The sequence below is a fragment of the Methylobacterium sp. Leaf87 genome, from assembly GCF_001422775.1.
GTDB lineage: Bacteria > Pseudomonadota > Alphaproteobacteria > Rhizobiales > Beijerinckiaceae > Methylobacterium.
The window spans coordinates 1-11351 of sequence record NZ_LMMI01000037.1; the positions used below are offsets into that span (position 1 = coordinate 1).

The 11351-nt window shown below is 68.4% G+C and carries 12 protein-coding genes; 5 read left to right on the forward strand and 7 right to left on the reverse strand.

Annotated features, from left to right (window positions below):
* Positions 1-378 (reverse strand): 2Fe-2S iron-sulfur cluster-binding protein (locus tag ASF22_RS16210; protein WP_156647808.1); only part of this gene is annotated, 378 nt, incomplete at its 3' end.
* Between the two features lie 266 nt (positions 379-644).
* On the opposite strand from ASF22_RS16210, the gene ASF22_RS16215 reads away from it, so the two are divergent.
* Complete coding sequence (locus ASF22_RS16215; protein ID WP_056266262.1) at positions 645-1565, forward strand: LysR family transcriptional regulator; 921 nt, start codon at positions 645-647, stop codon at positions 1563-1565.
* Here ASF22_RS16215 and ASF22_RS16220 read toward each other — a convergent pair.
* The 6 genes from ASF22_RS16220 to ASF22_RS16245 form a co-directional block, all read right to left on the reverse strand.
* Positions 1550-1801, reverse strand: coding sequence for an SDR family oxidoreductase (locus tag ASF22_RS16220; protein WP_056266265.1), 252 nt, complete (start codon positions 1799-1801; stop codon positions 1550-1552). The genes ASF22_RS16215 and ASF22_RS16220 overlap by 16 nt on opposite strands.
* A gap of 46 nt (positions 1802-1847) precedes the next feature.
* Positions 1848-4268 (reverse strand): membrane-bound PQQ-dependent dehydrogenase, glucose/quinate/shikimate family, encoded by a 2421-nt coding sequence (locus tag ASF22_RS16225; RefSeq protein WP_056266268.1) that lies wholly within the window; start codon positions 4266-4268, stop codon positions 1848-1850.
* A 35-nt stretch (positions 4269-4303) separates the two neighbouring features.
* Complete coding sequence (locus tag ASF22_RS16230) at positions 4304-5350, reverse strand: SMP-30/gluconolactonase/LRE family protein (RefSeq protein ID WP_056266270.1); 1047 nt, start codon at positions 5348-5350, stop codon at positions 4304-4306.
* Positions 5347-5700 (reverse strand): cyclophilin-like fold protein, encoded by a 354-nt coding sequence (locus ASF22_RS16235; protein ID WP_056266283.1) that lies wholly within the window; start codon positions 5698-5700, stop codon positions 5347-5349. The genes ASF22_RS16230 and ASF22_RS16235 overlap by 4 nt, the downstream gene beginning before the upstream one ends.
* A gap of 190 nt (positions 5701-5890) precedes the next feature.
* The gene (locus ASF22_RS16240) at positions 5891-7102 is read right to left on the reverse strand and encodes an MFS transporter (protein ID WP_056266285.1); all 1212 of its coding nucleotides are present in this window, start codon (positions 7100-7102) and stop codon (positions 5891-5893) included.
* A gap of 109 nt (positions 7103-7211) precedes the next feature.
* Entirely contained in the window at positions 7212-7607 is a 396-nt protein-coding gene (locus ASF22_RS16245; protein WP_056266273.1) for a cupin domain-containing protein, read from the reverse strand.
* Between the two features lie 134 nt (positions 7608-7741).
* On the opposite strand from ASF22_RS16245, the gene ASF22_RS16250 reads away from it, so the two are divergent.
* From ASF22_RS16250 to ASF22_RS16265, 4 genes are all read left to right on the forward strand, one after another.
* The gene (locus tag ASF22_RS16250; RefSeq protein WP_056266276.1) at positions 7742-8635 is read left to right on the forward strand and encodes a LysR family transcriptional regulator; all 894 of its coding nucleotides are present in this window, start codon (positions 7742-7744) and stop codon (positions 8633-8635) included.
* A 370-nt stretch (positions 8636-9005) separates the two neighbouring features.
* Positions 9006-9215, forward strand: coding sequence for a hypothetical protein (locus ASF22_RS16255; protein WP_056171406.1), 210 nt, complete (start codon positions 9006-9008; stop codon positions 9213-9215).
* A gap of 1 nt (position 9216) precedes the next feature.
* Positions 9217-9483: a hypothetical protein gene (locus ASF22_RS16260; protein ID WP_056266278.1), complete on the forward strand. Its 267-nt coding sequence runs from the start codon at positions 9217-9219 to the stop codon at positions 9481-9483.
* 4 nt (positions 9484-9487) lie between these two features.
* The gene (locus ASF22_RS16265; protein ID WP_056266281.1) at positions 9488-10144 is read left to right on the forward strand and encodes an SOS response-associated peptidase; all 657 of its coding nucleotides are present in this window, start codon (positions 9488-9490) and stop codon (positions 10142-10144) included.
* Positions 10145-11351: the final 1207 nt, after the last annotated feature.

The following is an 11351-nucleotide window of genomic DNA, read 5'->3' on the forward strand; positions in this document are numbered from 1 at the left end:
CTGGAAGCCGTCGTGCTTGATGAAGGCGGCCTGCATCGGGTGCAGGGCGTCCGGCTGGCCCAGCCCCTCGATGGTGACGATCTCCGCGCCCTGGTGCATTATCGCGAGGGTGAGGCAGGCGTTGATGCGCCGTCCGTCGACGATCATCGTACAGGCGCCGCACTGGCCGTGGTCGCAGCCCTTCTTCGAGCCCGTGAGGTGCAGGTGCTCGCGCGCCGCGTCGAGGAGCGAGGTGCGGGTGTCGAGTTCGAGGTCCCGGCGCTGGCCGTTCACCGTCAGGGACACCTTCGCCAGGACGGGCTTGTCGGCACCAGCGGGTGCGGCGCCCGCCGTAGAGGGCACGGCCACCAGGGCCGCGGTGGCGGATGCGCCCGCCATCAGATCTCTCCGGTTCAACGCGTAATCTGAAGGACTTCCCATCTCGGTCTCCGAACGGGCTGCAGGGGGACGGCGCGACGGCCGCCCATCGAGGGTGGGATGCCCAGGGCGAGCGGGCACATTTGATCAAATCCAAGGTAGGGATTCCGGCCTCGTTGATTAGTGCCGTCCATCGACATAGGGTCATGAGCAGAGCTTATGGATTCGGCCGTTCCGCCACCCCGGCGCCTCTCCGGCTCATCGGACATGCGACGCGGAGACCATCGATGGCGCGTGCGGACCTGACCGACCTGCTGTCCTTCGTGACGGTGTCGCAGGAGGGCAGCTTCACCCGCGCCGCGGTACGCCTGGGCATCACGCAATCGGCCCTGAGCCATGCCCTGAAGGGACTCGAGGCACGACTGGGTGTGCAGCTGCTGAATCGCTCCACCCGGGCGGTCTCGCCGACCGAGGCGGGGCAGCGTCTGTTGCGGAGCGTGGGGCCGCAATTCGAGCAGATCCAGGTCGAGCTCGCCGCCCTGACCGAGTTGCGGGACAAGCCGGCCGGCACCGTTCGCATCACGGCGAGCGAGGACGCGGCGGCGACGGTTCTGTGGCCTGTCCTGACGCGCCTGCTCCCGAGTTACCCCGACATCACGGTCGAGGTCGTCACGGAGCAGGCCCTCATCGATATCGTGGCCGAGCGCTTCGATGCGGGCATACGCATCGGCGAACACGTCGAGAAGGACATGGTCGCTGTGCGGATCGGGCCGGACATGCGCATGGCCGTGGTCGGGGCACCGGGCTACTTCGCCGGCCGACGGAAGCCCAGGCATCCGGCGGACCTCACGGCACACCTGTGCATCAACCTGCGCCGGCCGACGCGCGGCGGGTTCTACCCCTGGGAATTCGAGCGCAAGGGCGAGGCTCTCGACGTGCGCGTCGAAGGCCGGCTCGTGTTCACCAGCCTGCGCCTGATCCGGGAAGGCGCGCTCGCCGGGCTCGGGTTGGCCTACCTGCCGGAGGAGCACGTCGAGCGGGACCTGGCCGAGGGGCGGCTGGTCCGGGTGCTGGAGGGGTGGTGCGAGCCCTTCCCGGGGTACCACCTCTACTATCCGAGCCGCCGTCAGCCCGCCCCCGCCTTCACGGTGCTGGTGGAGGCGCTGCGCCAGCGCGGGGCGGGCGGTGGACGTCAGCCCACCGTCTGACCGCCATCGACCACCATGGCATGCCCGACGACGAAGGCCGCCAGATCCGAGCAAAGGGAGAGCACGGCAGTCGCGATCTCCTCGAGTTCCCGGACGCCGTCCTCGGAGATGTCGGCGACCGCGACGGCGGCACCGGCACCGGCTCGGGCGAACGCCAGGGCGGTGGCGCGGCCGATGCCGCTCGTCGCGCCCGTGACGAAGGCGATTTTGCCGGTCAAATCATGCGTCTGCGTCATCGGTCACTCCAGGTCGGATCGTCGGCGGGTTTCAGGAGGACGAGGCTCAACGCGGCAGCGCGTAGGCGACCAGCTTGGTCCCGAGGCTGATCGCCAGCGGCGGCTTTCCACCGGCCGCCACCACCACGAACTGGCGCCCGCTCACCGGGCTGCGGTAGGTCATCGGCGTGGCGTTGCCGCCCCCGGGAAGCCGGGCCTGCCAGAGTTCGCGGCCCGTTGCCGCGTCGAGCGCCCGGAAGGTCCGGTCCATGCTCGCGCCGACGAAGACCAAGCCGCCACGCGTGACCACCGAGCCACCCGAGACCGGGGTCCCAACGGTCAGCGGCAGCATCGACGGGATGCCGAAGGGGCCGGTGTCGCGCGCGGTCCCGAGGGGCTTCGACCACAGCAGGCGGCCGCTCGACAGGTCGACGGCCGCGATCAACCCCCAGGGCGGCGCCGTGCAGGGAATGCCGAGGGGGGACATGAACAGGCCGCCAAAGGCGCCGTAGGGCGTGTTCAGCATCGGCCGGTCGGCGTCGCCGCCGGGGCCTTTCCCGTCGGCGAGCTTGAGCTTGCGCCGCTCCGCCTCGGCGCGGGTGAGGAGCTCGACCCGGTCGGGAAACCGCATCCAGTTCGCCACCATGATCCCGCGGTCGATATCGACGGAGGCGCTGCCCCAGTTCACACCGCCCACCGAGCCCGGATCGATGAGGACCGGCTTGTCCAGGGTGATCGGGGTCAGGTGCCCTTCGTAGCGCGACCGGCGGAACAGGATGCGGCAGACCATCTGGTCGATGGGCGTGGCGCCCCACATGTCGGACTCGCGCAGGGTCGCGCCGCGCAGGGCCGGTAGATCGAGCGAGGCGGGCTGGGTCGGCGCCAGGCGTTCGCCGGCGGCGGTGCCGTCCTGCGGCGCCGACACTTCGGTGACGGGCTTGATCGGCTGGCCGGTCTCGCGGTCGAGCACGAAGATCTCGCCGCGCTTCGTCGGCTGGATCAGGGCCGGCCGAATCCCGTTCGCCGTCGGCATGTCGAGCAGGGTCGGTTGCGAGGGGGTGTCGTAGTCCCAGATGTCGTGGTGCGTCGCCTGGAAGCGCCAGCGCAGGCGGCCCGTCTCGGCGTCGAGGGCGATGACGGCGCTGGAGACCGCCTCGTCGAACGGACGTCGCTGGCCGCCGAAATTGTCCGGCGTGGCATTGCCCATCGGAAGGTAGACCAGCCCCAGCGCTTCGTCGGCACTGATGGGCGCCCAGCTGTTGGGAGAGGACGGGGTGTAGGTCTCCCCCGGCGGCGGTGGGCCGGCCCGGTCGGGCTGGCCAGCATCGAAGGCCCAGGCGAGTTCGCCGGTGCGCGCATCGAAGGCGCGAATCACGCCGGAGGGGCCGCCCCAGAACTGGCCGTCGGGAATGCCGCCTCCGACGACCGCCTTCCCGCGGATGATCTGCGGGGCCGAACTGACGTAGTACTGGCCTTCCGGATACGCGCTGAGGCCTTCGCGCAGGTCGACGCGGCCGGCTTTGCCGAAGTCGGTGCAGGGCGCGCCGGTCCCGGCGTCGAGGGCGATCAGCTCCGGTGTCTGGCTGGCTGCGATGATGCGGGCGGCACAAAGGCCGCTCGCATCCGGCACGCGATAATGGGCGACGCCCCGGCACGGCTTGCCGGAGGGCGGCACGCCGTAGGAGAGGTCGTGGCGCCAGCGCTCGCGCCCGGTCTCGGCTTCCAGGGCGAAGACGCGGTTGTGGCCGTCGCAGAGGTAGAGGGCGTCGCCGACCATGATGGGCGTCGCCTCGAGGGCAGTCGCCGGGCCGGGCGTGTCGGGGCCGGTCTCGGCCTCCCACGCCACCGCGAGCTTGCCGACATTCGCCGGAGTGAGGTCGGCGAGCGGGCTGAAGCGCGTACCGCCCTGGTCGTTGCCGAAGGCCGGCCAATCCTCGTGCGTCACCCGCGCGAGCGGCTGCGCCAGGGGACTCGGAACGCCGTCGGCCATACCGCGGCGCAGGATGGGCTCGGCCGGCGCGCCGGGGCCGGCCGCATGCAGCAGGCCGCCGACGAAGAGGGCCGCCGCCATGATGCCGGTGACGGCCGGCCCTGCCGCGGCACGTGCGGAAGAGGCGTGCCGACCGATCCGGAAGACCGGCGGGAGCAGCAGAGCGAAGCCGAGGACGAAGGGAGCCAGCAGGCGCGGAAGCAACTGCCAGGCGTCGAAGCCGACTTCCCAGATCGCCCACGCCGTCGTCGCGGCCAGCACCGCGACGTAGAGCGCAAGGCCACGTTCGTCGCGCCGCCAGATCAGGGTGCCGCTCGCCACGACGGCCAAGCCGGTCAGGAGGTAGTAGGGCGAGCCGCCGTACCAGGCGAGCGCCGTTCCGCCGGTGGCGAGCCCGAGGCCGACGAGGAAGAGGAGTGTTGCGACGGCGCGCCGGGTCCAGATCGCCCCGCGGCCGCCCTGCCCGGCGGAGCGGGGCAACGAATCGATGCGTGTCATGACGAGACTTTCGCTGTCCGGAGCTGGGCCGGGCGTTACTGGTGCGAGAAGAGGCGCAGTGCCTTCGCGAAGGCGTGCGCTTCGAAGATCGTGGAGCCCCGGCCGCCTGAGCCGTCGTTGGCGACGATGAGCAGGTCTCCGGTGCCGGGCCGCAACGCCATGCTGGTGGACCGGAGGTTGTGGCCCTCGTCCCGACCCGGCAGCAGGACCTGCCCGATGGGGATGCCGTTGCGGTTGAACACGAGCACGCGGCCCTGGCCGTACAGGGCGACGTAGAGGTTTCCGTCGGCATCGGCCCGCATCGAGTCGGGCGCCGGACCGGTGAAGTGGTAGGCCACCGTCGTGCCGAGCGGCGTCGGCGTGGTCGCGTCGGCGAGGTCGACCCTGTGCAGGAGGTTGCGACCGAACTCGGTGACCCACAGGGTCTTGCCGTCCGGACTGAGCGCGACACCGTTGGCCAGCGCGAGGTTCGGCAGGACCGGCGTGACGGTCGTGAGGTCGGGCGCGACGTAGTAGGCACCGCCCTTCGGGTCGGTGGAGGTGCCCCGGAAGTCGGTGAAGTAGAAGCCGCCCTGCGCGTCGAAGACGAGGTCGTTGACCACGTACCCCGCCTCGGCGGGGACGATGGTTCGCAGATCCGAACCGTCCGCCCGCACCGAGACGATGGAGCCATGCCGGAAGCCGCCGGTGCCGGCGGCGAAGATGCGCCCGTCCTTGTGGATCGCGAGCCCGCCGAGGTTCAGGGCATTCGCGGGCACGATCGTGGAGAGGCGCCTGTCCGGCGTGAGGCGGAGAACGCGGCCGGTGCCGGCATCGGTGAACAGCAGGTCGCCCGCCCGGTCGAAGGACGGTCCTTCCAGGGGAACCCCTTCGCCCGAGACCTTGAACCAGGGCTGCGCGACCACGGTCTGAAGGTCTCGTTCCCCCGGTGGGATGGGGACCGGCCCATGGGTCCGCAGGTCGTCGGCGAGCGCGCCGGGTGCCGCGTGGGCCAAGGTCCCGCCGGCCGTCCCCGCCGTCAGGCAGGCCAGGATCGGGAATGCCCGGGCGAGGCTTCGCAATCTCGGACGCTGCGTTGTCATGGGGCCGGCTCGATGGTCACCGTGATCGGTCCGGGCTGGCGGAACGCGTCGGGGATGCGGCTCAGCCGACCCAGGCGGACGAGCCCGCGCGAGTACCCGAAATCCTTGTAGAAGATCGCGAGATTGCCCCAGGGTGCGTAGTAGGTGATGTCGCCCGGCTCCGGGTCGATGCCGGCGGGCTCGCCCTGGATCGAGAGCTTCCCGGGCAGGTCGCCGATCTTTTCGGTGGCGTTGTAGTCGGTCAGGTTGAGAGTGAGGGGCAGGAGCGCCCGGAAGGCCCGGGCGGCCTCGCCGGATTCCAGGGTCGCGGTGACGGTTTCGCCGGCGAGCCGGATTCGGATACTTTCCATCGCGGGCGTCTTTCTGCCGGGGGATGCGGAGGAGCCCCGCTCCGGGGCCGGTTCGCCGTGGAGCCCGGCAACGCCACCGAGGACGAGGACCATTGCAGCCGCCAGTGATGACGCGGCGTGTCGTGCGTGCTTCATGGATCGTGTCCTTGATCGGTCACCGGGACGGGGAATGTGGCTGGCGGGATCGTGATCACGCTCGCGAGGTCTGCCGCGAAGCCATGATGGCGACGACCGCGCACGCGACGAGGGCGACCGCGCTGACCGCGAAGGTGCTGCGGTAGCCGCTCGCGTCGTAGGCAAGGCCGCCCAGGGTGGCGCCGAGCGCGATGGCGAGCTGGACGACTGCGACCATGAGCCCGCCACCGGCCTCGGCTTCGTCGGGCAAGACCCGGCTCAGCCACGTCCACCAGGCGACGGGCGCCGCCGTGCCGATCAGCCCCCAGGCGGCCAGCAGCAGCGCCACCGCGACGGGTGTGCCGCCCAACGCCATGAGCAAGACCGCAATGGCCGCCATCCCGAGGGGCATCGCGACCAGGAGGCTGTGGAGCCGCGACCGGAGGAGGAAGCCGATGAGGTAGGTTCCGAGCACGCCGGCTCCGCCGATGAGCATCAGGATCAGGGACAAAGTCGGGACGTCGAGTTTCGTCACCGTCTCGAGGAACGGCCGCAGGTAGGTGTAGAGGGCGAACTGCCCGAGGAAGAACAGCGAGATGGCGAGCATTCCGAGGGGGACTTGGCGGCGCCGAAGGACCCGGAACACCGTGCCACCACCGGCCGTGCGCGCGGACGGCATCGCCGGAAGGCTCGCGAGGAACCAGGCGAGCGTCAACGCCCCGAGCGGCACGACGAGGAAGAACGCCCCGCGCCAGCCGATGTAGTGTCCGAGGAAGCTGCCCAGGGGCGCGGCCACCGTGGTGGCCAACGCGTTGCCGCCGTTCAACATCCCGAGGCCCCGGGGAACCTGCTCCGCCGGGACCAGGCGCATGACGATGGCGGCGGACATCGACCAGAACCCGCCGATGACCACCCCCACCAGAGCGCGTCCGGCCATGAACACCGCTGCGTTCGGGGCGAGGGCCACCATCAGCCCCGATCCCATCATCAGGATCGTCAGGGCCACCAGGACGGTACGGCGGTCGATGCCGCGCGTGGCGGACGCGATGACGAGGCTCGTCAGGAGCGCGAAGAGCCCCGAGACGGCGATGGCCTGCCCCGCGTGCCCCTCGGTGATGTTGAGGTCGGAGGCGATGGGCGTCAGCAGGCTGACGGGCATGAACTCCGAGGCCACGAGCGTCGTGGAGCAGAGGGTCATGGCGAGCACCGCACCCCATCCGCGCGACGCCCCGACCCCCGTCTCTGGGGCGAGCGATCCACGTTCGATGCAGACTTCCTTCGGATTCATGGGCATCCCGCCCCTTCCCTGTGATTTGTGCTCGCCTGTGATTCATGCGCGCGCAGCCCCGCCCCGGGTCGAGCCCGCGAGAGCTCCGGCAGGGTCCGCGTCGTCGGTGTCAGGCTCCGTATTGTCGGTCGGAGACCTTCTCCATCCAATCGACGGCGCCGCCGTTCAGCGCCTCCTGGATGGCCATGTGGCTCATGGCGGTGGTCGGCCCGGCACCGTGCCAGTGCTTTTCACCCGGTGGGAACCAGACCACGTCGCCGGGGCGGACGTCTTCGATGGGACCGCCGTCGCGCTGGACCCGCCCGCAACCCGCCGTGACGATGAGCGTCTGGCCGAGTGGATGAGTGTGCCACGCCGTGCGGGCGCCGGGCTCGAAGGTCACCAGAGCACCGCTCGCGCGGGCCGGCTCCGTCGCGCCGAACAGCGGGTCGATGCGGACGGTGCCGCTGAACCAGGCGTCCGGCCCCTTGGCCGACGGCTGCGAGCCGACGCGCTTGATCTCCATGAACCATGCTCCAGCGAGAATGACGGCCCGATGCGCTGCGAGCACGCCGAGCCGGGGCGTGTGCGTAACTAGCCCCCGGGATCGGATCGGATTAGGGGCTCGTACCGACATGGGGTCATGAGCGAGGCTTATGGATGCTGCGGGAAAGCCTGAACGACCTCACCGCCTTCGTCGCGGTGGCCCGCCTGGGCAGCTTCACGAAAGCGGCGGCGCAGCTGGGGGTTTCGCAGCCGGCGCTCAGTCAGACCGTGCGTGCCCTCGAGACACGTCTCGGCATCCGGTTGCTGGCCCGGACGACCCGCAGCGTGTCGGCGACGGAGGCCGGCGAGCGCCTCCTGAAGGCCGTCGGGCCGCGCTTCGACGAAATCGAAGCCGGACTCGTCGCCTTGGCCGAGATGCGCGGCCGGCCTGCGGGGACGCTGCGCATCACCGCCAACGAGCATGCGGCCAAGACGGTCCTCTGGCCGGCCCTCCGGCGTCTCCTGCCGGTCTACCCCGACATCAAGGTCGAGACGAGCATCGATTACGGCCTGACCGACATCGTCGCCGAGGGGTTCGATGCCGGCATCCGACTCGGCGGGATGGTGGCCCGGGACATGACCGCGGTCCGGATCGGGCCCGACATGCGCATGGCCGCGGTCGGCGCGCCGGCCTACTTCGCCACGCGTCCGCCCCCGCGCCGGCCGGAGGACCTCACCGACCACGCCTGCATCAACCTACGGCTGCCGACCCTGGGGGGGCTCTACGCCTGGGAGTTCGAGAACGAGGGGCGCGCCCTGCATGTGCGGGTGGAGGGGCAACTCGTCTTCAACTCGGTCACGCTGATCCTCGAAGCGGCCTTGGACGGTTTTGGTATCGCATACCTGCCCCAGGATCAGGTGCAGGGGCATGTCGCGACGGGACGCCTGGTGCCGGTGCTCGCAGCGTGGTGCGAGCCGTTCTCCGGCTATCACCTCTATCACGCCAGCCGCCCCCTCCTCACACCGGCCCTCGCCGTGCTCGTGGAGGCCCTTCGGTACGGCGACTAGGACGAAAGTCAGAGGCATTGGTTGAACCGGAAGGCACACGATCCCTTGCGGTTCTCCTGACGAAGGTGGTGGGCCCGGCAGATGTGGAATAGATGAACAAATAGAGTGCTTTAGAACGAAGTGCGGGATGAGGGACCCCTCTGACGGATAAGGGTTATTTCCTGCGGCCCCCGCACCTTTTTGGGGCAGTTTCATTGAACGCCTTCCCCTCGCAGTCAGCGCAGCGACGGCCTTCGCGAATCAGAGCGTGACGCTCCCCCGGCAATGATTCGTTTCGAGTTATCCCCAGTCCGCACAGGGCAGTGACGCCGCAATTGACCCCGGAACCGGGACCGTATGTTCCTTCTTTGTTCTCAGAAGGAGCTTGCCAATGACCGCCGCACAGATCGCCGAAATGGCGTCGATGAGCCAAGCCGAGGTCATCGCCCTCGCCTACGAGGAGGCGGCCGGCGGTGATGTCGATCAGGCGCTGCGCGACGCGGCCGAAGACCTCCTCGCCCTTGAGGACCGGCTTGCCACGACCGAGCGGCTCGTCTCCCGCGGGTTCGTCCGGGCTGGTACTCGAACCGAGCGCGCTTGAGATGGAGCGCCTCTGCGATGTCCGGGCCGAGCGCCTCGTCATCACCTGCGGACCGTGCGACCGCCGCGGCGTCTATCGCATCGACGGCCTGCGGCAGCGGTTCGGTGATCACGCTTCGGTGCTGGACGTCTACCTCAGGCTCACGCAAACCTGCCGCTACCAGCGCGAGGTCGGGAGCCGCCAGCCCAACGTCTATGGCGTCGGCTGCCGGGCCAAGCTCGACACCACGGGGACCGCGGCGAAAGGCGGCCTGCCGCCGAGGACATGACCGGATGTGCAACCTCTACAGCCTGGTGACGTCGCAGGCGGAGATCAGGGAATCCTTCGGCGTCACGGTCGATCGCACCGGCAACCTGCCGGCCATGCCGGGGATCTTCCCTGACCAGCGCGCGCCGATCGTTCGGGTCGACGCGGACGGTCAGCGCGTGATGGAGATGTTCCGCTGGGGCATCCCCGGGCCGAAGCAGTTCGGCGAGCACCCCGTAACCAACGTGCGCAACGTGAAGAGCCCGCACTGGCGGCCTTGGCTGAAGCCCGAGTTCCGCTGCCTGGTCCCGGTCTCATCCTTCAGCGAGTACGCCGACACCAAGCCGAAGAAGACCCCGACGTGGTTCGCCCTCGACGACGCGCGCCCTCTGTTCGCCTTCGCGGGTATCTGGCGCTCCTGGACCGGCGTGCGTGGAACGAAGGCCGAGAACCCCGACCGGATCGAGGAGGAGCACCACCTGTTCTCGTTCCTCACCTGTGAGCCGAACGGCGTCGTCGGCCCGATCCATCCCAAGGCCATGCCGGTGCTGCTGACGACGCCGGAGGAGTGGAGCACGTGGCTCGCCGCCCCCACGGAGATCGCCCTGGAGCTTCAGCGCCCTCTGCGGGATGCCGAGATGCGGATCGTAGCGCAGGGCGCGCGGCGGGATCCGGCGGCGTGATGGTTATCGACGCAGTTCGTCATCCCACGACTGGGTGTTGTACGAATCTGAGCGAACCTGAGCCGCTCGCTTGATAGGTCGACGCCGTGTCGAGGCCAGCCGCTTTGCAGCTATTGCCCGCCTGACCCTCTTCGCTTGCAGGGACACATATCTCGATTTGATAGTTTGAGATGTGTCATAGCTTGCAACTATCATTTCTTCAGGCAGCGTTCTAGTTGGCGCCTTCGCGATCCGATGCAAGACCGCTTTGTTTTCGTCAACTAAACATCCCGAACATACAAAATTGTAGGAATCGGGCAGCCGAGGTCGTAGAACGAAAGATTCCATCGCCTTTTTTGCTCGCGTGCCAAGCTTTTCCAGTGCAATCAGATCTGGATCAGTAAATCGGGGTGGATCGCCCGACTTCGAAAAAGCGTGATCGGTGATAATTAAACTTGCAAGGCCGATGGCGAAGCCGGTTTTAGCTGCGAATCGCATCTATCGGTCTCAGTCTCTTCAACGATAATGCCGCAGATTGCATCGCCTTGGTTAACAGGATCTTCGCAGGGCGAACTTTTCGCCCGAAGCGCGGCGGATCGCTCAACCGCGGGTATGGAACATGGTAAGGAACGCGAAGTTTGAACCCCACGCCACGAGGGAAAACTCATGCCGTCAGATGGAAAGCGCGATAGGGCTGTCAGTGCGGATGTTGAGTCTGCTCTCAACGCATACGGTTTCGTTGGCGCCTGGGAAAATGATTTACATGCGGACCGTGTTTACCTCTCGGGATCGCTGATCGAATTGATGGGTATCGCACCTGAGAACGCTGTTTGTGGCGTGCCGCTATCCGTTTTTCTGACCGGCATTCACCCTGATGATCGAGAGCGTGTCGCCGAGCTCGCCCACAAGGCGCATGTCAGTCTCGGACGGTTTGCGGCACAATTCCGAAGTGCACTAGCGAAGACCGGCAGGGCCTTCAGGATGGCCTCAGCGTCGTTCCCGAGCTTGCCGGTGGCCCACGCCTTCCATGCCTTGCGGAGATCCACACGATCAGGATTGAGCGCGGTGTAGGCTCTAACCAATTCCATGAAGGAGGAATCGTCCTCCCACACCCCGTCCCCGGAGGGGGTTAGAGCGTTTTCCGTTTGTGCTGAATCGGTCGGCTAGGGTTCACGCGGCGCTGTTGGGCTGATTCACTGATCGCTTCGGAGGAGGAGCGACGGATGGG

What these genes read in the sequence shown, in the direction of transcription:
- ASF22_RS16215 (WP_056266262.1), top strand. Translation starts at nt 645, where the DNA reads ATGGCGCGTGCGGACCTGACCGACCTGCTGTCCTTCGTGACGGTGTCG.
- ASF22_RS16220 (WP_056266265.1), bottom strand. Translation starts at nt 1,801, where the DNA reads ATGACGCAGACGCATGATTTGACCGGCAAAATCGCCTTCGTCACGGGC.
- ASF22_RS16225 (WP_056266268.1), bottom strand. Translation starts at nt 4,268, where the DNA reads ATGACACGCATCGATTCGTTGCCCCGCTCCGCCGGGCAGGGCGGCCGC.
- ASF22_RS16230 (WP_056266270.1), bottom strand. Translation starts at nt 5,350, where the DNA reads ATGACAACGCAGCGTCCGAGATTGCGAAGCCTCGCCCGGGCATTCCCG.
- ASF22_RS16235 (WP_056266283.1), bottom strand. Translation starts at nt 5,700, where the DNA reads ATGGAAAGTATCCGAATCCGGCTCGCCGGCGAAACCGTCACCGCGACC.
- ASF22_RS16240 (WP_056266285.1), bottom strand. Translation starts at nt 7,102, where the DNA reads ATGAATCCGAAGGAAGTCTGCATCGAACGTGGATCGCTCGCCCCAGAG.
- ASF22_RS16245 (WP_056266273.1), bottom strand. Translation starts at nt 7,607, where the DNA reads ATGGAGATCAAGCGCGTCGGCTCGCAGCCGTCGGCCAAGGGGCCGGAC.
- ASF22_RS16250 (WP_056266276.1), top strand. Translation starts at nt 7,742, where the DNA reads ATGCTGCGGGAAAGCCTGAACGACCTCACCGCCTTCGTCGCGGTGGCC.
- ASF22_RS16255 (WP_056171406.1), top strand. Translation starts at nt 9,006, where the DNA reads ATGACCGCCGCACAGATCGCCGAAATGGCGTCGATGAGCCAAGCCGAG.
- ASF22_RS16260 (WP_056266278.1), top strand. Translation starts at nt 9,217, where the DNA reads ATGGAGCGCCTCTGCGATGTCCGGGCCGAGCGCCTCGTCATCACCTGC.
- ASF22_RS16265 (WP_056266281.1), top strand. Translation starts at nt 9,488, where the DNA reads ATGTGCAACCTCTACAGCCTGGTGACGTCGCAGGCGGAGATCAGGGAA.